General features: G+C 57.2%; 23 protein-coding genes. 13 read left to right on the top strand and 10 right to left on the bottom strand.

The genetic code is table 11. From position 1 onward, the window contains the following. Positions 1-92: 92 nt before the first annotated feature. Together IM284_RS04765 and IM284_RS04770 are read right to left on the bottom strand one after the other, a co-directional pair. Entirely contained in the window at positions 93-407 is a 315-nt protein-coding gene (locus tag IM284_RS04765) for a PTS sugar transporter subunit IIB (RefSeq protein WP_047365488.1), read from the bottom strand. A gap of 84 nt (positions 408-491) precedes the next feature. Next, complete coding sequence (locus tag IM284_RS04770; RefSeq protein ID WP_047368493.1) at positions 492-959, bottom strand: nuclear transport factor 2 family protein; 468 nt, start codon at positions 957-959, stop codon at positions 492-494. A gap of 101 nt (positions 960-1,060) precedes the next feature. On the opposite strand from IM284_RS04770, the gene IM284_RS04775 reads away from it, so the two are divergent. After that, positions 1,061-1,642 carry a TetR/AcrR family transcriptional regulator gene (locus tag IM284_RS04775; protein ID WP_047368494.1) on the top strand — a complete coding sequence of 194 codons (582 nt, stop codon included), beginning with the start codon at positions 1,061-1,063 and terminating at the stop codon, positions 1,640-1,642. Positions 1,643-1,741: 99 nt separating this feature from the next. Then, positions 1,742-2,143 carry a VOC family protein gene (locus tag IM284_RS04780; protein ID WP_028013054.1) on the top strand — a complete coding sequence of 134 codons (402 nt, stop codon included), beginning with the start codon at positions 1,742-1,744 and terminating at the stop codon, positions 2,141-2,143. Positions 2,144-2,210: 67 nt separating this feature from the next. On the opposite strand, the gene IM284_RS04785 is transcribed toward IM284_RS04780, so the two are convergent. Both IM284_RS04785 and IM284_RS04790 read right to left on the bottom strand, forming a co-directional pair. Beyond that, entirely contained in the window at positions 2,211-2,987 is a 777-nt protein-coding gene (locus IM284_RS04785) for a hypothetical protein (protein WP_045261405.1), read from the bottom strand. A gap of 1 nt (position 2,988) precedes the next feature. Beyond that, positions 2,989-3,186, bottom strand: a complete 198-nt coding sequence (locus IM284_RS04790; RefSeq protein ID WP_008502331.1) for a hypothetical protein — start codon at positions 3,184-3,186, stop codon at positions 2,989-2,991. 257 nt (positions 3,187-3,443) lie between these two features. Between IM284_RS04790 and IM284_RS04795 the strand changes: the two genes are divergently transcribed. From IM284_RS04795 to IM284_RS04830, 8 genes are read left to right on the top strand one after another with little or no spacing between them, the layout of a single operon-like run. Further along, complete coding sequence (locus IM284_RS04795) at positions 3,444-3,878, top strand: nuclear transport factor 2 family protein (RefSeq protein WP_041910128.1); 435 nt, start codon at positions 3,444-3,446, stop codon at positions 3,876-3,878. Then, positions 3,875-4,594 (top strand): SDR family NAD(P)-dependent oxidoreductase, encoded by a 720-nt coding sequence (locus IM284_RS04800; RefSeq protein WP_047368495.1) that lies wholly within the window; start codon positions 3,875-3,877, stop codon positions 4,592-4,594. The genes IM284_RS04795 and IM284_RS04800 overlap by 4 nt, the downstream gene beginning before the upstream one ends. Further along, positions 4,591-5,850, top strand: coding sequence for an NAD(P)/FAD-dependent oxidoreductase (locus tag IM284_RS04805; RefSeq protein WP_047368496.1), 1,260 nt, complete (start codon positions 4,591-4,593; stop codon positions 5,848-5,850). Before IM284_RS04800 ends, IM284_RS04805 begins: the two co-directional genes overlap by 4 nt. Before the next feature lies 1 nt (position 5,851). Beyond that, the gene (locus tag IM284_RS04810; RefSeq protein ID WP_045630379.1) at positions 5,852-6,574 is read left to right on the top strand and encodes a DUF1365 domain-containing protein; all 723 of its coding nucleotides are present in this window, start codon (positions 5,852-5,854) and stop codon (positions 6,572-6,574) included. After that, on the top strand, positions 6,571-7,791 hold the full coding sequence (locus IM284_RS04815) for a cyclopropane-fatty-acyl-phospholipid synthase family protein (RefSeq protein WP_047368497.1): 1,221 nt from the start codon (positions 6,571-6,573) through the stop codon (positions 7,789-7,791). Before IM284_RS04810 ends, IM284_RS04815 begins: the two co-directional genes overlap by 4 nt. Further along, on the top strand, positions 7,788-8,273 hold the full coding sequence (locus IM284_RS04820; protein ID WP_028013061.1) for a DUF2878 domain-containing protein: 486 nt from the start codon (positions 7,788-7,790) through the stop codon (positions 8,271-8,273). Before IM284_RS04815 ends, IM284_RS04820 begins: the two co-directional genes overlap by 4 nt. Then, positions 8,270-8,794 (top strand): hypothetical protein, encoded by a 525-nt coding sequence (locus tag IM284_RS04825; RefSeq protein ID WP_047368498.1) that lies wholly within the window; start codon positions 8,270-8,272, stop codon positions 8,792-8,794. Before IM284_RS04820 ends, IM284_RS04825 begins: the two co-directional genes overlap by 4 nt. Beyond that, positions 8,791-9,324 (top strand): DUF3833 domain-containing protein, encoded by a 534-nt coding sequence (locus IM284_RS04830; protein ID WP_028013063.1) that lies wholly within the window; start codon positions 8,791-8,793, stop codon positions 9,322-9,324. Before IM284_RS04825 ends, IM284_RS04830 begins: the two co-directional genes overlap by 4 nt. On the opposite strand, the gene IM284_RS04835 is transcribed toward IM284_RS04830, so the two are convergent. Together IM284_RS04835 and IM284_RS04840 are read right to left on the bottom strand one after the other, a co-directional pair. Then, a complete protein-coding gene (locus IM284_RS04835) occupies positions 9,321-9,779 on the bottom strand; it encodes a DMT family transporter (RefSeq protein WP_028013064.1) in 459 nt (152 codons plus the stop codon). The genes IM284_RS04830 and IM284_RS04835 overlap by 4 nt on opposite strands. A 4-nt stretch (positions 9,780-9,783) precedes the next feature. Beyond that, the gene (locus tag IM284_RS04840) at positions 9,784-10,218 is read right to left on the bottom strand and encodes a DMT family transporter (protein ID WP_028013065.1); all 435 of its coding nucleotides are present in this window, start codon (positions 10,216-10,218) and stop codon (positions 9,784-9,786) included. A gap of 95 nt (positions 10,219-10,313) precedes the next feature. Here IM284_RS04840 and IM284_RS04845 point away from each other — a divergent pair, with 95 nt between their 5' ends. Next, positions 10,314-11,246 (top strand): LysR family transcriptional regulator, encoded by a 933-nt coding sequence (locus IM284_RS04845; RefSeq protein ID WP_193055738.1) that lies wholly within the window; start codon positions 10,314-10,316, stop codon positions 11,244-11,246. 5 nt (positions 11,247-11,251) lie between these two features. Here IM284_RS04845 and IM284_RS04850 read toward each other — a convergent pair whose 3' ends face one another. Together IM284_RS04850 and IM284_RS04855 are read right to left on the bottom strand one after the other, a co-directional pair. Further along, entirely contained in the window at positions 11,252-12,280 is a 1,029-nt protein-coding gene (locus tag IM284_RS04850; protein WP_047368499.1) for a methionine synthase, read from the bottom strand. A 23-nt stretch (positions 12,281-12,303) separates the two neighbouring features. Beyond that, positions 12,304-13,278, bottom strand: coding sequence for a DUF1852 domain-containing protein (locus IM284_RS04855; RefSeq protein ID WP_047368500.1), 975 nt, complete (start codon positions 13,276-13,278; stop codon positions 12,304-12,306). A gap of 254 nt (positions 13,279-13,532) precedes the next feature. On the opposite strand from IM284_RS04855, the gene IM284_RS04860 reads away from it, so the two are divergent. Next, positions 13,533-14,072: a DUF2058 domain-containing protein gene (locus tag IM284_RS04860; protein ID WP_028013071.1), complete on the top strand. Its 540-nt coding sequence runs from the start codon at positions 13,533-13,535 to the stop codon at positions 14,070-14,072. A 7-nt stretch (positions 14,073-14,079) separates the two neighbouring features. Here the strand turns inward: IM284_RS04860 and IM284_RS04865 are convergent, their stop codons facing one another. Then, entirely contained in the window at positions 14,080-14,766 is a 687-nt protein-coding gene (locus tag IM284_RS04865) for an RluA family pseudouridine synthase (RefSeq protein ID WP_047368502.1), read from the bottom strand. Positions 14,767-14,855: 89 nt separating this feature from the next. Then, positions 14,856-15,461 (bottom strand): FMN-dependent NADH-azoreductase, encoded by a 606-nt coding sequence (gene azoR, locus IM284_RS04870; protein WP_047368503.1) that lies wholly within the window; start codon positions 15,459-15,461, stop codon positions 14,856-14,858. A gap of 205 nt (positions 15,462-15,666) precedes the next feature. Between azoR and hrpA the strand changes: the two genes are divergently transcribed. Continuing rightward, on the top strand, positions 15,667-19,569 hold the full coding sequence (gene hrpA, locus IM284_RS04875) for an ATP-dependent RNA helicase HrpA (RefSeq protein ID WP_193055739.1): 3,903 nt from the start codon (positions 15,667-15,669) through the stop codon (positions 19,567-19,569). Positions 19,570-19,611 lie beyond the last annotated feature (42 nt).

Below are 19,611 nucleotides of genomic sequence, written 5' to 3' on the forward strand. Positions count from 1 at the left end.
GGTGGGGTAAGTGTATCACTGTTTTTCGCGCGCTATGGCATCTATCTGTCTGCGGGGGCGAGGAGGCCGCAATAGCGATGCGGCCTTGTCTGTCAGGCAGCCAGTTCAGGCATTTGCTCCTTTACGAAATTCAACACCTTCTTCGCGTCCAGAGACGCGTAGGGAAGACTCTCAATGATAGCGATTGAACGTGTATTGCCCACCGTTGCGTGTATCTCGTCGAGTTTGTACTGAATGTGCGGCGCGATAAGAAAACCGTCGAAAGCGGGGGCGACGCTGGCGAAGTTATCCAGCCCAACGGCGCTAATCATCAGTGGATAGCCTTCTTGTTCTGCCAGGGACTGCATTTTTTTGGCAAGAGCGTTTGCGGTATTACCGAACAAACAACATATCAGAAGCTTTTTCATATTTTGTTCCTCCTGAAAACCGCTCATAAGGTAGTCCTGAGGTGGTCACCGAAATGCGCGCTATCTCTGATTTTGGTGACAAAACTATAACCCCAGATCGCTCAATGAGGGATGATCGTCCGGGCGTCTACCCAACGGCCAGTGGAACAGTCGCTCGGATTCTTTTATCGGCATATCGTTAACGCAGGCAAAACGGCGCTTCATCAGTCCGTCCGGTGCAAACTCCCAGTTTTCATTGCCGTACGAGCGGAACCAGTTGCCGGAATCATCATGCCATTCATAGGCATAGCGAACGGCGATGCGGTTATCCGTAAACGCCCAGAGCTCTTTAATCAGACGATAGTCGAGCTCTTTTTTCCATTTCCGCGCCAGAAACGCCTGGGCTTCTTCACGGCCATTGGCGAATTCCGCACGGTTGCGCCACTGGGTATCCAGCGAATAGGCCAGCGCGACTTTCGCCGGATCCCGACTGTTCCAGCCATCTTCTGCCAGTCTGACCTTTTCGATCGCGCTTTCACGGGTGAAGGGCGGTAAGGGTGGGCGTGTGTTCATGGCGATTACCTCTGTATGATGAAGTAGACAGGTCTGTCTACTTGCGCTAATCTATGCCTGAAAAATAACGCTGTCAACATCCGTTTTGAGGCTACCGAAAAGTGAAAACCGAGCACGCAGGCAACGAAGCAAAAATCAGCGTCAGGGATAAAATATTACTGACGGCGCACGATCTTTTTTATTCCAATGGCTTCAGGGCGACGGGGGTGGATACGCTGATTAAAGAGGCGAAGGTGACCAAGGTGACGTTTTATCGCCATTTTCCGAGTAAAAGTTTACTGATTCTCGCCTACCTGCACTATCGACATGAAATATGGATTAACTGGTTTGAGACCACGCTGCGTCGACATCTTGATGAAGGCGAAATACCTTCTGATGCGATATCTGCAACCCTTTATGAATGGTTTATTTCGCCCGAGTTCCACGGCTGCGCGTTTATTAATGCCAGCGCAGAAGCCAAATCCGAAGATATAGAAAACGAAATAAAAGCGATATGCCGCGATCATAAAATCGAAACTAAAAATATGATTGCGTCGCTGACGAAGATCGCTGATGAGCGCGTCGTCAATGAAATCACGCTGCTTATTGACGGCGCCATTATTCATGCACAGATGGGCATGGATTCAGAGACGGTAATAAATGTGTTAAAAAGTGGGTTAGAGGCGTTGACCGGTCAGAAATAAATCCTGAATCTGCCGCAAGCGGCGTGGAGCAAGTATTACGGTAGCTGGAATATCGACTCACCGAATCGGTAAGCTATTTATGCAAAGGAAACGAAAAATATGAGAACGCAGAAACGATGCCTGGGATGCGTGGCTATCGTGGTTGATGACTACGATCGCGCCATTGAATACTACACCGACAGGCTGGGTTTTACCCTCGTAGAGGATACGCCCCAACCGGGGAAACGCTGGGTCGTCGTCTCACCCAACCCGGAAAGCGACTGCAATATCCTGCTGGCTCGTGCCTCTAACGAAAGGCAGGAAGGTTTTATCGGTAATCAAAGCGGTGGCAGAGTTTTCCTGTTCCTTCAGACGGATGACTTTTGGCGCGATTACCATGCCATGAAAGCAAAAGGCGTTCATTTCTGCGAAGAACCTCGTGAGGAAGAGTACGGTACGGTGGTGGTGTTTGAAGATATTTACGGCAACCGCTGGGATCTTTATCAAAATGCGCAACCGTGAACATCACCGTAAATGATGTGTCATTCGCCTTTCGTCGTGCACGCTTCCCAGCAGAGCGTACTCAAAATTATGGGGACGTCTGGCTCTCGTCCCGCTGTGCCAGCGACAGCGCGCTGGCGCTGGCAGGATCGAACAGCGAGATGCTCTCAATCTGATTAAGCAAAATCACCTTGCGGAATGACATGGCGCTGCGGGGTTCAGAGTCGAGCGTAATGTCATGCTCCGCATACCACCTGCTGTAATTATTCTCGATACGCAGATTCATCGTCTTCGCATCCCGGTACCCGCTCAACATTGGGATCAGCACGATATTGGCCGTTTTTTCATATTCCAGCGTCGCGGTGTGGATCATGCCGACGTAAATCCGCCGCGACCGGAGTGTGACCTGCGCCAGCTCGCCTTGCTCCATACACTGATAGAGCAGTTGTTCAATCCCGCTCGCCTGCGCAAGCCGTTTGTAGAGCTTTTTCCGGCTCTCGCCGTCCAGCCTGGCGCTGCCTGCCCAGTTAGAGCGGTAGAGGCAAAACAGAATGGCAAACGCCAGCATTACGACCACCGGCGCCTGAATGCCTAAAAAACTCCAGTTCATAAAGTCGATTTGCCAGTCGGTGTATTTCGGTGAGGCAAAGTGAAAAGCGTTGTTGGCGGCGGAAAGGGCGAACAGCAGCAGCCAGAGCAATCCCGTGGCGATTACGCCCTGCAAAACGAAAATACAGCCGTAAAGCGCGACGAGAAAATAGACGTCCCAGCCAAAGGAACGCTTAATTTTAAAGCGGGTCGACAGGTCGCGGCTGGTGTACCAGTACCCGCAGACCATCAGCACCATAAATATCGCCGTTCCCATATCAGGCCCTCTTCAGCGCGTTAACGTGACGCAGAAAGTCCTGCCGCACCTCGTTGCTCTTGTAGTTCACCGAGGCGTTCCCGTCCTGGTCGATAATGATGCGGTCGCCATCTTCCACGGCTTCAATAATTTCCTGCTGACTCATCACCTGCAGTAAGGATTCCGGGCTTGAGAAAAGGGAGAGAAAGAAACGTTTCATGTCAGGCATCCTTATGAATAAAAAGGATAAGCCTGGAAGATGACGGCTGAATTTGCCTTAAGGATAACCTGAAAGTGAAAGCCGGGTGGCGGCTACATCTTACCCGGCCTACAAAACCGTCAAGTGATTGTGTTTTCAAATTGTTGATATTTATTGGTAATAAAAAATAAATTTGCACAAACTTGGACAAATAACGTTAATTGTGTAAGTTTTAATTATGCGATTACGCCACGTTGTTTACAGCCAGGATGTGACCCATGAGCACTTTGCCCTCTGTCGTGAGTCGGTTTATTGAGTACTACGCCGCACTGGATAGCCAGCCGCCGACCGCGCTGGTCGGGCTTTACCATTCGAATGCCACCCTTATCGATCCGTTCGGCGAGCACAACGGTATTTTCGCGCTTCAGCGCTATTTCACCCATCTGCTGGCAAACGTCGAGAAGTGCCGTTTTGTCATCGATCCGCCGCTCTGCAGCGGGAACCGGTTTGTTGTCACCTGGGTAATGCACTGGTCGCATCCGCGCATTGCCGGAGGCGAGCCGCTTGAACTGCCAGGATGTTCGGTTGTGGACACCGAAAACAATCTCATCACGCGTCAGCGGGACTTCTACGATGCGGGAGAGATGATCTACGAACACCTCCCTCTGCTGGGCTGGGCGGTACGCGGCGTGAAGCGGAGGGTCAAATCATGAAGACGGTGCTGATTACCGGCGCAAGCTCGGGCATCGGCGCGGGGCTGGCGAAGTCCTTTGCCGCTGACGGCTACCACGTGATTGCCTGCGGGCGCGATCCGGCGCGGCTTGAAGCGCTACATCAGACCTGTCCCAATCTCACCGTTCGCCCGTTCGATATGACAGACAGGGACGCCTGTCGCAAGGCGCTCAGCAGCGTTTACGCCGATCTGGTTATTCTCTGCGCCGGTACCTGCGAATACCTCGACGGCGGCGTGGTGGATGCGGCGCTGGTGGAGCGGGTCATGACCACCAATTTTCTCGGGCCAGTGAACTGCCTGGCCGCGCTGCAGCCGCAGCTGGTTGCCGGTAACCGCGTGGTGTTGGTGAGCTCGATGGCCCACTGGCTTCCCTTCCCGCGGGCAGAGGCCTACGGTGCGTCCAAAGCGGCGCTGAGCTGGTTTGCCGACAGTCTGCGTCTGGACTGGGAGCCAAAGGGGATTGCCGTGACGGTCGTCTCTCCGGGATTTGTCGATACCCCGCTGACGCGCAAAAACGATTTTGCCATGCCGGGTAGGGTGAGCGTTGACGAAGCGGTCAAGGCGATCCGTACCGGGCTGGCGAAGGGCAAAATGCATATCGCGTTTCCGGCCGGGTTTGGCCTTATTTTGCGGCTGCTCTCCGGGCTGCCCGCGTTTTTGCAGCGCACGCTTCTGCGCAGGATGGTGCGCTCATGAACATTGCAATTATCGGCAGCGGCATCGCCGGGCTGACCTGCGCCTGGCGGCTGGCAGGGCATCATCAGGTAACCCTGTTTGAAGCGGGCACCACGCCCGGCGGCCATACCGCGACGGTTGACGTCTCAACGCCCCAGGGCACATACGCGATCGATACCGGGTTTATTGTCTACAACGACCGCACCTACCCGCGCTTTATGGGCCTGCTCAGCGAGCTCGGCATCAGCGGGCAAAAAACGCAGATGAGCTTTTCAGTACACAACCCCGAGACGGGGCTTGAGTACAACGGACACACGCTGACGTCGCTGTTTGCCCAGCGCCGAAACCTGGTAAATCCGGCATTCTGGCGGCTGCTCGGTGACATCGTCCGCTTTAACCGCCTGGCGAAACAGGCGCTTGAAGGGGAGGTCGATCCGAACGCAACGCTGCAGACGTTTCTGGACCAGCACGGCTTCACGCCGTTTTTTGCGCGCCACTACATTCTGCCGATGGGGGCTGCGATCTGGTCGTCGTCGCTGCAGGAGATGAAGCGTTTCCCGTTGCCGCTCTTCCTGCGCTTCTTTCATCACCACGGCCTGCTGGATATCACCCAGCGTCCGCAGTGGTACGTGGTGCCGGGCGGCTCGCGGGAGTATATCCGCGCCATGCTGAAAAAACTGGGCGACCGCCTGACGCTGCACCTGAACGCGCCTGTTCTGCGGGTGAGCCGCCACGCGCACGGGGTCACGCTTCAGCTTGAAAACGGCAGCCACACCTTCGACCAGGTGATATTTGCCTGCCACTCCGCCCAGGCGCTGGCCATGCTTGATGATCCTACGCCCGCGGAGCGCGAAGTGCTGGGCGATATCGGCTGGCAGCGCAACGAGGTTGTTTTGCACAGCGATCCGCGCTGGCTGCCGGTGCGGCAGCGCGCCTGGGCCAGCTGGAACTACCGCCTGAGCGCGCAGGAGCAGGCCAGCGCCTGCGTCACCTACAACATGAACATTCTGCAGGGTCTGCCTGCGGGCAGCCCACTGTTCTGCGTCACCCTGAACCCGGACGAGCCGGTGGATGAACGCTTCGTCCTGCAACGCTTTGTCTATGAGCATCCGCTGTTTAACCCGCAAAGCTGGCGTGCGCAGGCGCGCCGTGGAGAGATCAACGGTCATCACCGGAGCTGGTTCTGCGGCGCTTACTGGTACAACGGTTTTCATGAAGACGGCGTGCGCAGCGCGCTGGACGTTGTCAATGAAATAGCCGCCGGGGAGGGGAACTGACATGAACAGCTGCCTCTATCACGGCGTATTGCGCCACCGCCGCCTTCAGCCGAAAACGCATGAATTCAGCTACGGCGTTTTTATGGCCTGGCTGGATCTTGATGAACTGCCGCTGCTTGCGTCCGTCGGCGTGCGGCGCAACCGCTTTGCCGCCGCCGCGTTCCATGACGCGGACTACCCGCTCGGCACGCCGCTTAAAGAGAACGTGCTGAACAGGCTGGAGAGCCTGACCGGGGAACGTCCCGCAGGGCGGGTCATGCTTCTGACGCAGCTGCGCTACTTCGGGTTTCATTTCAATCCGGTCAATTTTTACTACTGCTATGACCAGGAAAACACGCTTCGCTGGGTGCTGGCGGAGGTGCGCAATACGCCGTGGAACGAGCGCCATTATTACGCGGTCGACGGGCAAAATGCCCGGCCCACGGAAAAAGCGTTTCACGTTTCCCCCTTCAACCCGATGGACATGGTCTACCACTGGCGCTTCAACAACCCGGACAACACATTGCATATGCACATTGAAAATCATCAGGAAGCGAAGGTCTTTGACGCCACGCTGGCCCTGCGCCGGGAGCCTCTGACCCGCCCGGCGCTGCGCGCGCTGCTGCTGCGCATCCCGCTGATGACTCTGAAAACCGTTTTCGCCATTTACTGGCAGGCGCTGAGGCTATGGCTCAAGCGCGTGCCGCTGTATAACCATCCCGTCAGCAGGAGTGAACGCTCATGACCGATCCCGTCTTTGCGCTAGAACCCGATATCCCGCGCAACGTCCGCATCGCGCGATGGCTGCTGTTTCGTCTGTTAAGCGGCATTCGCGGCGGCTCACTCACCCTGCGTGAAGGGGCGCAGACCTTCCATTTTGGCGAGACATCCTCCGCGCTGCACGCCGACGTGCAGATCCTCACGCCCGGCGTCTACTGGCGCGTCTTAACGGGCGGGAGCCTTGCCGCCGCAGAAGCCTGGATGGACGGCGAATGGGAGACTGCGCAGCTTACGCCGCTTCTGCAAATTCTGGCCCTCAACGGCGAGGTGCTTGGTCGTCTGGAGAACGGGTTCCGGCTGCTTGGCCGACCGCTGGAGCGGCTGCGCCACTGGACGCGGCGCAACTCTCGTGCCCAGGCCCGCGAAAATATTGCCGCCCATTACGATCTGGGCAACGCTTTCTATGCCCATTTTCTGGATAAGGAACTGCTTTACTCCAGCGCGCTGTTTACCGCGGACGAGCAGGATCTGACGGCGGCTCAGCAGGCCAAAATGGCGCGCCTGTGCGACCAGCTGGCACTAAACCCGGATGATCACCTGCTGGAAATTGGCACCGGCTGGGGGGCGATGGCGGAATACGCCGCCCGTCACTACGGCTGTCGGGTGACCACTACCACGCTGTCGCAGGAGCAATATATCTGGGCGACCGAGCGCATTGCCCGCGCCGGGCTGCAGGACCGGGTTGAGGTACTGCTCTGCGACTATCGCGACCTCACCGGGCAGTATGACAAGCTGGTCTCGATAGAGATGATTGAAGCCGTCGGGCAACGCTATCTGCCCACGTTCTTCCGTACCTGTCAGGCGCGGCTGCGCCCCGGTGGACGGATGGCGATTCAGGCCATCACCATTCAGGACCAGCGCTATCGCGACTACAGCAAAAGCGTCGATTTTATCCAGCGCTACATTTTCCCCGGCGGCTTCCTGCCGAGCATTACGGCGATGAACGAGCTGATGACGCGCCACACCGATTTCGTGGTGCGCAATCTCTTCGACATGGGACCGGACTACGCCCGCACGCTGGCCCACTGGCGGCAGCGCTTTGTCCACGCCTGGCAGGAGATTGAAAAGCTTGGCTTTGATGAACGCTTCCGCCGCATGTGGCTGTACTACTTCGGCTACTGCGAAGCCGGGTTTAACGCCCGCACTATCAGCGTGGTGCAGCTGACCGCCGAGCGCGTATGAGACGCTACCTTCAGGTCTTTCTGCTGGCCGTCGCGTTCGATCTCTACTGGGCGCTGGTAGTACTGTTTCGCGAACAGGGCCTGATTATCTGGCTCGGGCTGGCGATCCTGGCGTGCCTGCTCTTGCCGTCAGCATACCGTCTTTACGCCATTGGGCTGGCCGCGGCGGGCAGCCTGCTGGATGCGCTCTGGGCGCTGACGGGGCTGATTGCCTTCACGGGCGACTCCCTGATGCCACTCTGGATGGTGGCATTGTGGTTGATGTTCGCCGTGGTCTGGACGCAGCTTGCGCGTACCACCACGTTACCCGGCTGGCTGCTGACCCTGCTGGCGGCTGTGGGAGGCCCGGTGGCCTACCTGATTGGCGAGCGGTTGGGCGCCATCACGTTTCTGGAGCCAACCTTTATCGTCGTCAGCTGGATGGCGCCGGGCTGGCTGGTGCTGATGCTGTTTTTCCACCTGCTGATGGGGAGACAAAAATGAGGGCTGCGGTTCTGCTGTTTTGGCTCATGCTGGTTGTTCCTGGTGCTCAGGCCGCCGACTGGCTGGCCTGGCGCAAGGTGGGCGACGCCACGCTCACCTGGGGGCCGTTCACGGTCTATACCTCTCAGCTCCGCACGCCGGATGGCCGTTACAGCCGGGACGATCAGGATCAGGCGCTGATTATTACCTACGCGCGCGACATAGATCGCGATGAACTGGTTGAGGCGACCCGTGACCAGTGGCAGGCGCAGGGGATCCTGACGCAGGAACCGCAAAGTGAAGCCTGGCTAAGGATGCTCCAGTCCCTGTGGCCGGATGTCCGGCAGGGTTCACAGCTGGCGTTTGTTCTCAACGATAAGCAGGGGCAGTTCTGGTACCGCGCGTCGTCGGCGCAAAAATCCTTTATTCCGCTCGGTCCGCGCCAGTCAGAAGCGTTCAGCACCCGCTTTCTGGCCATCTGGCTCGATCCCCGCACGCAATATCCTGAGCTGCGTCAGCAGCTAATCGGAGGCAAAAAATGAAACGAATCCTGACGCTGGCGCTGGCATTCACGATGCTGCTGGCCGGCTGCAGTACGGAGGTGTCCGAGTATCGTCAGCAGCAGCCGCGGCTTGATATCTTCCACTACTTCCAGGGCAAAACCGAAGCGTGGGGCATGGTGCAGGATCGCAGCGGCAAGCAGATCCGCCGCTTTCACGTTGAGATTGCCGGGGACGTCATCGGCGATACGCTGACGCTGAACGAGCGCTTCGTTTACGACGACGGCGAGAAGCAGCAGCGGGTATGGCACATTCGCCGCGTGGGGAACGACCGCTACGAGGGAACGGCAGGTGATATTGAAGGGGTTGCCACCGGGCAGGCCGCAGGGAACGCCTTTAACTGGCATTACAGCATGAACGTGAAGGCCAACGGCAAAACGTGGCTGCTGAACTTTGATGACTGGATGTACCTGCAGGATGAGACGCATCTGTTCAATAAAACCGAGATGAAGAAATTTGGCGTCACCGTCGCCACGGTGACGCTGTTCTTTACCCGGAATACGGAAGCTTAGTCGCGAACATCGCCGGTTTTGCTGCTGGAGTAAATGAAGTACAGGGCAATCCCCAGGCACACAACCGCGCCCAGACGGCTCGGTGAAAACGGAATAGCGGGATTGTTCAACCAGCCAAAGTTATCTATCAGCATGCTCATGGCGAGCTGGCCGAAAATCACCGCCACCGTGGCGACGGCGGTGCCGATGCGCTGCACGGCAAGCACCATGATCACAATGTAGGGCACGCCGAACATCGCCCCGAGAAGCTGCCATTTCGGCACGTCCAGCAGCGTGACCGTCTGCTTAGGCTCAAAGAAGAAAATGAGCAGGGCGGTCACCAGCGCGCCGACGGAAAACGTCAGAAATGCGCTCTTGAAAACGCCCACGCTGCTGCCGAGCTGTCCGTTAATTGCGGCCTGTATGCTCAGCGTCGCGCCGCCGCAGATGGCCAGAATTATCATCATCAGTGTCATGTGCTTACCCCTTTGCGACCAGTACCAGTGCGGCAATAATAAAAACCAGCGCCACGATGCGTCTTGCGTTTATCTTCCTGTGCGGCGTACCCAGCAGGCCAAAGTGGTCAATGATCAGGCTTTTAAAAACCTGACCTGCCAGAATGCCGATCATCGTCAGAGCGATGCCGATAGCGGGGGTGGCGATAGTCAGAATGACAACGTAAACAGGACCCAGCACGCCGCCAAGCAGCTGCCAGCCGGGCTGTGCGAAAAACGACGGACCGTTGCGCGGGCTGAAAAACAGCATCAGCAGAAAGGTCAGCGCAGCGCCGACCCCGAAAATGCTGAACGTGGCCCATAAATCGCCTACTTCTCCCCCTAACGGCCCCAGCAAACCCGCCTCGACGGAGAGGCCCATCCCGCCGGCAATCACCAGTAAAATCAATACAAACTGCATTATGCTTCCTCCGTTTTCAGGCGAAGAAGATTACGTCGGTAGACATGTGAGAAAAATGCCATAATGCAGGAAACACCTTTGCAGGAAATGCATTAATGTCAGATGCCGGAAGCATGAACCTTCGCTCACTGCTGCTGTTTATTGCCGTCTATGAAACGCAGAACTTTTCCGTCGTTGCGCGACGGGAGGGAATTTCTGCATCGCAGGTGTCGCGGATTATTCATCAGCTTGAGGACGCGCTCGGCCAGCAGCTGTTCTATCGCAATACCCGGGCGGTGATCCCCACGGAAAACGGGCATCTTTTTATCCGGTATGCCCGGGCGATGGTGGATAACTTCGAAGAGGCGCGTCGGGAGCTGGATGAACGTTCGACCGAACCCTCCGGCACGGTACGCATTAACGGGCCGGTATTTTTTGGACAGAGGCACGTTGCACCCGGCCTGGCAGGCCTGGCCGAGCGTTATCCACGGTTAACCATAGAGCTGACGCTGACCGATGACTTTATCGACCCGCACCGGGATGCCGCCGACCTCATTTTTCGCATCGGCACGCTGACGGACTCGACGTTCCACGCCCGCATCTTCGGGCAGCAGCGCTACCATCTTGCCGCGTCGCCCGCGTATCTGCGTCAACACGGCGTACCGGCCGACCCGGCCGAGCTGAGCCAGCATAAATGCCTGGTGTATCGCGGTTCGTCTGGCCCTAATCGCTGGCTTGTGCGACGCAAGGGGGAGAATTGGGTGCACTATCCCGTGGCGCCGCTGATGACGTCCAATAATGCGGAGTCGCTGCTCATTGCCGCGCTGGGTGGAATGGGGATCGTCCTGTTTCCGGACTGGCTGATTGGCGACAGGCTGCAGCGGGGGGAGCTGGTCGCTCTTATGCCGGAAATGGCGTGCGCTATCAATACGGAGCCGCTGAATATTGCGGCGATCTATCCTCACGCACGTCATCCGCCCCTGAACTTCAGGGCGGTGATTGATTATTACGTGGCGTTTTTCGGCTCGCCGCCGTACTGGCAAACGTAAGGCAATTACGCGCCGAGCTCCTTGCGGATAATTTCTGCGCCAGCGCTGAGCGCTTTCAGCTTACCGTTAGCCACCTGACGGGAGAGGGGAGCCATGCCGCAGTTGGTTGAGGGGTAAAGCTTGTCGGCGTCGACGAACTGCAGCGCTTTACGCAGGGTGTCGGCGACCTCTTCTGGCGTTTCGACGGTGTTGGTTGCCACGTCAATCGCCCCAACCATCACCTTTTTACCGCGAATCAGCTCCAGCAGATCCATCGGTACGCGGGAGTTGTGGCACTCCAGGGAAATGATGTCGATGTTAGAGGTTTGCAGCTTAGGGAAGGCCTCTTCATACTGGCGCCATTCTGAGCCGAGCGTCTTTTTCCAGTCGGTATTGGCCTTGATGCCGTAGCCGTAGCAGATGTGTACCGCGGTTTCGCATTTCAGACCCTCAATGGCGCGCTCGAGCGCGGCGATACCCCAGTCGTTGACCTCATCAAAAAAGACGTTAAACGCCGGCTCGTCGAACTGGATAATATCCACGCCCGCGGCTTCTAATTCGCGCGCTTCCTGGTTGAGGATTTTGGCGAATTCCCAGGCCAGCTTTTCGCGGCTTTTATAATGCGCGTCGTAAAGGGTGTCGATCATGGTCATTGGCCCTGGCAGGGCCCATTTGATCGGCTTTTCCGTGAGCTGGCGCAGGTACTTTGCATCGTCCACGAATACCGGCTTCTGACGCGCAACGGCAGAAACCACGGTCGGCACGCTGGCGTCGTAGCGGTTACGAATGCGCACCGTCTGGCGATTTTCAAAATCGACGCCGCTCAGGTGTTCAATAAAGGTGGTGACGAAGTGCTGACGGGTCTGTTCCCCGTCGCTGACAATATCGATTCCCGCACGGATCTGCTCGTCAAGAGACAGGCGCAGTGCATCCTGTTTACCCGCCAGTAATTCCTGATCCTGCAGTTTCCACGGAGACCAGAGCGTTTCAGGTTGCGCAAGCCAGGTCGGCTTAGGCAGGCTGCCAGCCGTAGACGTCGGGAGCAATGTTTTCATAATAAAAGACCTTTTTTGATGAATTAAAGCGTGTAGTTATCAGACCACTGCTCGAGAATGTGTTTATAAGGCTTAATGAAATATTCTTCGGTAAATCGACCCTGTTCAATCGCCAGCCGGCTTCGCTCTTCGCGGTCATAAACAATTTTGGTTAATGAATGATCCTGCTGGTTCAGGTCCGGGCGATAAAACAGTCCCGCCGCCGAGTTCGCGTTATAAATTTCCGGGCGATAGATTTTCTGGAACGTCTCCATCGTGCTGATGGTGCCGATCAGTTCCAGATCGGTGTAATCGCTCAGCAAGTCTCCGGTAAAGAAGAACGCGAAAGGCGCCACGCTGTTCTCAGGCATGAAGTAGCGGACCTTCAGGCCCATTTTGGCGAAGTACAGTTCCGTTAACGATTCGCCATCCGGCGCGTACTCAATACCCAGAACAGGGTGCTGGTTACCGGTGCGGCGATAGGTGTCTTTGCTCGAGACGCTCAGGCAGATCACCGGGCCCTTTCTGAAGTTCTCTTTGTATTCCGGCGAGTTCACAAAATGGCGGAAAATATTGCCGTGCAGTTCGCCAAACTTTTCCGGAATACTGAAGTGCTGCTGGTTCTTGTTGTGCTCCAGCAGCAGGACGCTGAAATCATAATCCCGCACGTAAGAGGAGAAGTTATTCCCGACAATGCCTGCGATACGCAGGTTATTTTTTTTGTCGACAATATACGTCTGCAAAATCTCAATGGCCGGGAACGGCTTTTCCGCGCCAATGTTCAAATCGACAGAGATGATTTCAAGCTCAACCGCGTAGCGATCGGCGGTCGGGTTATCCCAGCGCGCCAGGGCATTGAAGCGGTTGTTGATCATCACCAGCGTATTGCGCAGGTTTTCCTGACGTTTTTCCCCACGCGCCAGGTTGGCAAAGTTGGTGGTTGTACGCGTATTTTCTGACGGGTTGTAATTCTCATCGAAGCAACTGCGCTTAAGGGTATATGTGAAAGCTTTGCTCATTGTGGTTATGCATCCTAAGTTCATGTTGCTAAGAAGTTACCAATGCATAATTTATGCCTGAGCCCGCGGCGCAGGGGAAGTGACTTAATTTCAATGCAACATGAGGGAAGTTCATGAAGTGTAATGCTCGCGGTGTTGCTGTCTTTCTTGCCGGGTGGCGCTGCGCTTACACGGCCTACGATTCTCCTAATGTCGCACTCTTTCCTCAATTCCCGCTATAATCCCCAAAATTTCCAACCGGTTTAGAAACGATCATGACAAAACTCACCTTACAAGAGCAGATGCTGAAAGCGGGCCTGGTCAGCAGCAAGAAAGCGGCGAAAGTGCAGCGCACGGCAAAGAAATCACGCGTTCAGGCACGTGAGGCTCGGGAAGCGGTAGAAGAGAACAAGAAGGCGCAGATCGAGCGAGACAAGCTGCTGAGCGAGCAGCAGAAGCAGGCCGTACTCGCGAAAGAGTTTAAAGCGCAGGTGAAGCAGCTGATCGAGATGAACCGCATCACCGTGGCGAAGGGCAACATCACCTTTAACTTCACCGACGGTAATCTGATCAAAAAAATTGAGGTCGACAAGCAGACGCAAACCCAGCTGATCAACGGCCGTCTGGCCATTGCGCGCCTGGTGCTCAATGCAAACGGCGATTGTGAATACGCGATCATTCCGGCGGTGGTGGCTGATAAAATTGCCCAGCGCGATGCCGACAGCATCGTGTTAAACAGCGCGCTCAGTCAGGAAGAGCAGGACGAAGACGATCCGTACGCGGACTTCAAAATTCCTGACGATTTGATGTGGTAAACCGCGTTCAAAACGGGGCGGCGTGGCGGGCGTTAACCGGCTCTCCGCTCACGGGATGAATAAAATTCAGCTCGCTGGCATGCAGCATCAGCCGGGGCGTTTCCTTAGCCCCCGGCGCGTCAAGACCGCCATACAGATCGCAGCCCAGAATAGGGTGCCCCAGCTGTTGGCAGTGGATGCGCAGCTGGTGGGTTCGCCCGGTTTCCGGCGTCAGTTCCACCCGCGTTAACGGCACTCCTGTCCCCCGAAAAAAACGTTTCACCACCCGATAGCGGGAACGGGCGGGTTTACCGTTGATGGCGCAGATCGACATCAGCGGGAACAGCGCTGGGTCTTTGGCAATGGGCGCGTCTATTATTCCCTCGTCGTTTTCCAGATGCCCATAAAGCAGGGCGCTGTAGACTTTCTCCACGCTGCGCTTGCTGAACTGCTGGCAAAGCGCCGCGTTGATGGCCTTATTGCGCGCAACCACCATCAGCCCGGACGTGCCGAAATCCAGACGGTGTACCAGCGTGCAGCCGGGGAACGTCTGGACCAGACGATAATGGACAGAATCGAGGTTTTGCGGCTTTTTGCCCGAGAGGCTGAGCAGGCCAGAAGGCTTATTAATCAGCAGCAGATGTTCATCCTGCCAGAGGATCTCAATGTCGTCGTGACACTGTGGGGCAATAAAAGAATCGATAATCGCAGACATCAGGCCGCCCGGCTGGAGAGTGGATGCGGATGATAGCGAAATGCGGGGAAAAGAAAAACCCTCCCACCGGGCGGTGAGAGGGAGAAATCTTACGCGGCTACCAGGCTGTCGATGGCGGCTTTCGCGTCGGACTGTGCTTTGGTCGCCACTTCCGGACCGTAAGCGATACCTTCCGCGAACACGAAGTTCACGTCGGTAATGCCGATGAAGCCCAGGAACAGGCTCAGGTACGGCGCAACCAGGTCAGTTGGGGTATCTTTATGGATACCGCCACGGCTGGTCAGGACGATCGCACGCTTGCCTTTTACCAGACCTTCCGGGCCGTTCTCGGTGTAGCGGAAGGTTACGCCAGCGCGCGCCACCAGGTCGAAGTAGTTCTTCAGCTGGGTAGGAATGTTGAAGTTGTACATTGGAGCGTTGATGACGATAACGTCGTGCGCCTGCAGCTCAGCAATCAGCTCGTCGGACAGGGCCAGGGCTTCCTGCTGACGCGGGGACAGTGGCGCATCGCTTGGGCGCAGCGCGCCAACCAGCTCGCCGTCCAGCACAGGAATTGGGTTTGCTGCCAGGTCACGCACGGTGATTTCGTCCGCAGAATGCTGTTCACGCCACTGTTCAACGAAGTAATCAGACAGCTGACCAGACTGAGAGTACCCTGCCAGAATACTGGATTTCAAAACTAATATTTTGCTCATGGGTGATTCCTGTTGTTGCATTTGATTGAAGGGGGGTGCCCCGTTGCTTGTTGACACTTTATTCACAATCCTGCCACAGAGATAGCGCAATATATCGAAGCCTATGTTCGAATTTTTTGAATAAGGCGCTAAAAGCGTCAATGTGGTACTCTATAGCAATCATTAAAAAGAGATTTTATCCGGCAGAGCACTGCCCGTTAACGCTATGACAGAACAACCCAAAATCACCTTCCCGATGCTCCTGCAACAGCTTGATTCCCTGATGCTGCGCGATAAACAGCGGTTTTCCCGCCGGCTGCACGGCGTGAAGAAGGTTAAAAATCCTGATGCACAACAGGCCATTTACCAGGAGATGGCCAAAGAGATTGAACAGGCGACAGGGAAGGTTGTGCTGCGCGAAGCCGCGCGTCCGGCGATCACCTACCCGGAAAACCTGCCTGTCAGCCAGAAGAAACAGGACATCCTTGAGGCCGTCCGCGACCACCAGGTGGTGATTGTCGCGGGGGAAACCGGTTCAGGCAAAACCACCCAACTGCCGAAAATCTGTATGGAGCTGGGCCGCGGGGTGAAGGGGCTGATTGGCCACACCCAGCCGCGTCGTCTGGCGGCGCGCACCGTGGCGAACCGTATTGCCGAAGAGCTGCAGTCGGAGCCGGGCGGCTGCATCGGCTACAAGGTACGATTCAGCGACCATGTCAGCGACAACACCATGGTCAAGCTGATGACGGACGGTATCCTGCTGGCGGAAATACAGCAGGACCGCCTGCTGATGCAGTACGACACCATCATCATCGATGAAGCGCACGAGCGCAGCCTGAACATCGACTTCCTGCTTGGCTACCTTAAAGAGCTGCTGCCGCGTCGCCCTGATCTGAAAATTATCATCACCTCCGCGACCATCGACCCGGAGCGCTTCTCAAAACACTTCAACAATGCGCCGATTATTGAAGTGTCGGGCCGCACCTATCCGGTGGAAGTGCGCTATCGCCCGATTGTGGAAGAGGCGGACGATACCGAGCGCGATCAACTGCAGGCCATCTTCGACGCCGTTGACGAGCTGGGCAACGAGAGCGCGGGCGACATCCTGATCTTCATGAGCGGCGAGCGCGAAATTCGCGATACTGCCGATGCGCTCAGCAAGCGCGACCTGCGCCACACCGAGATCCTGCCGCTGTACGCGCGCCTGTCGAACAGCGAGCAAAACCGCGTCTTCCAGCCACACAGCGGACGCCGCATCGTGCTGGCGACCAACGTGGCGGAGACCTCGCTGACCGTACCGGGGATTAAATACGTGATCGACCCGGGCACGGCGCGCATCAGCCGCTACAGCTACCGCACCAAGGTTCAGCGCCTGCCGATTGAGCCGGTCTCCCAGGCGTCTGCTAACCAGCGTAAGGGCCGCTGCGGCCGCGTGTCGGAAGGGATCTGTATTCGTCTTTATTCCGAAGACGATTTCCTGTCGCGCCCGGAGTTTACCGACCCGGAAATTCTGCGCACCAACCTGGCGTCCGTTATCCTGCAGATGACCGCGCTGGGGCTGGGCGACATCGCGGCGTTCCCGTTCGTGGAAGCGCCGGACAAGCGCAACATTCAGGACGGCGTGCGTCTGCTGGAAGAGCTCGGGGCGATTACCACCGACGAGCAGGCGAGCATCTATAAGCTGACGCCGCTGGGCCGCCAGCTCAGCCAGCTGCCGGTCGACCCGCGCCTGGCGCGCATGGTGTTGGAAGCGCAAAAGCACGGTTGCGTGCGCGAGGCGATGATCATCACCTCGGCGCTCTCCATTCAGGACCCGCGCGAGCGTCCGATGGATAAACAGCAGGCGTCGGACGAAAAGCACCGTCGCTTCCACGACAAAGAGTCCGATTTCCTCGCCTTTGTGAACCTGTGGAACTACCTCGGCGAGCAGCAGAAAGCGCTCTCCTCGAACCAGTTCCGCCGCCAGTGCCGCGTGGATTTCCTTAACTACCTGCGCGTGCGTGAATGGCAGGATATCCACACCCAGCTGCGCCAGGTGGTGAAAGAGCTGGGCATTCCGGTGAACAGTGAACCGGCGGAGTACCGCGAGATTCATATCGCGCTGCTGACTGGCCTGCTGTCCCATATCGGGATGAAGGATGCGGATAAGCAGGAATATACCGGCGCGCGTAACGCGCGTTTCTCCATCTTCCCGGGTTCCGGCTTGTTCAAGAAGCCGCCGAAGTGGACCATGGTCGCGGAGCTGGTGGAAACCAGCCGCCTGTGGGGGCGCATTGCCGCGCGCATCGACCCGGAATGGGTTGAGCCGGTGGCGCAGCACCTGCTGAAACGCTCGTACAGCGAGCCTCACTGGGAGCGCGCGCAGGGCGCGGTGATGGCGACCGAAAAAGTGACCGTTTACGGCCTGCCGGTGGTCGCCGCGCGTAAGGTCAACTACAGCCAGATCGATCCGGCGCTCAGCCGCGAGCTGTTTATCCGCCACGCGCTGGTGGAGGGGGACTGGCAGACGCGCCACGCGTTCTTCCGTGAAAACCTGAAGCTGCGCGCCGAGGTGGAAGAGCTTGAGCACAAGTCCCGACGCCGCGACATTCTGGTGGACGATGAAGCGCTGTTTGAGTTTTACGACCAGCGCATCAGCCATGATGTTATCTCCGCCCGCCACTTTGACAGATGGTGGAAGAAGGCCAGCAAAGCGACGCCGGACCTGCTCAACTTCGAAAAGAGCATGCTGATTAAAGAGGGGGCGGAGTCGGTCAGCAAGCTCGACTACCCGAACTTCTGGCATCAGGGCAACCTCAAGTTGCGTCTGACCTACCAGTTTGAACCGGGCACCGACGCGGACGGCGTAACCGTCCACATTCCGCTGCCGCTGTTAAACCAGGTCGACGAGAGCGGGTTTGAGTGGCAGATCCCCGGCCTGCGCCGCGAGCTGGTGATTGCGCTGATCAAATCCCTGCCGAAACCGGTGCGGCGCAATTTTGTGCCAGCGCCAAACTATGCGGAAGCGTTTCTGGGCCGCGTCACGCCGCTGGAACTGCCGCTGCTGGACGCGCTGGAGCGTGAGTTCCGCCGCATGACCGGCACCACCATCGACCGCGAAGACTGGAACTGGGATCAGGTGCCCGATCACCTGAAAATCAGCTTCCGCGTGGTGGATGATAAAAACAAAAAGCTGCTGGAAGGGCGTTCCCTCAGCGAGTTGAAAGAGGCGCTGAAAGGCAAAGTTCAGGAGACGCTTTCTGCGGTGGCGGACGACGGCATCGAGCAGAGCGGGCTGCATATCTGGAGCTTTGGCCAGCTTCCGGAAAGCTACGAGCAGAAGCGCGGCAACTATAAGGTCAAGGCCTGGCCGGCGCTGGTGGACGAACGTGACAGCGTGTCGATCAAACTGTTTGATAACCCGCAGGAACAGCAGCAGATGATGTGGCGCGGGCTGCGCCGCCTGCTGCTGCTCAACATCCCGTCGCCGATCAAGTATCTGCACGAGAAGCTGCCGAACAAAGCCAAGCTGGGGCTCTACTTTAACCCGTACGGCAAAGTGCTGGATCTGATTGACGACTGCATCTCCTGCGGCGTGGACAAGCTGATCCACGAGGCGGGCGGCCCGGTCTGGACGGAAGAAGGTTTTGCGAAGCTGCATGACAGGGTTCGCGCCGAGCTGAACGACACCGTGGTGGAGATAGCCAAACAGGTCGAGCAGATCCTCACCGCCGTGTTCAATATCAACAAGCGCCTGAAGGGGCGCGTGGATATGACCATGGCGCTGGGGCTGTCGGACGTGAAGGCGCAGATGGCGGGGCTGGTGTACCGCGGCTTTGTCACCGGCAACGGCTTTAAGCGTCTGGGCGATACGCTGCGCTATCTGCAGGCGATTGAAAAACGTCTGGAGAAAATGGCGATCGATCCGCACCGCGATCGCGCGCAGATGCTGAAGGTCGAAAGCGTGCAGCAGTCGTGGCAGCAGTGGTTAAACAAGCTGCCGCCGGCCCGCCGCGACGATGAAGATGTGCAGGAGATCCGCTGGATGATCGAGGAGCTGCGCGTCAGCTTCTTTGCTCAGCAGCTCGGTACGCCGTATCCGATTTCGGATAAACGTATATTGCAGGCGATGGAGCAGATTTCCGCTTAACGTCCTTGCCCGGTTTTCTCCCTCTCCCACAGGGAGAGGGTC

The sequence above is a fragment of the Enterobacter cloacae complex sp. P12RS genome (genome assembly GCF_014895875.1).
Lineage (GTDB): Bacteria > Pseudomonadota > Gammaproteobacteria > Enterobacterales > Enterobacteriaceae > Enterobacter > Enterobacter bugandensis.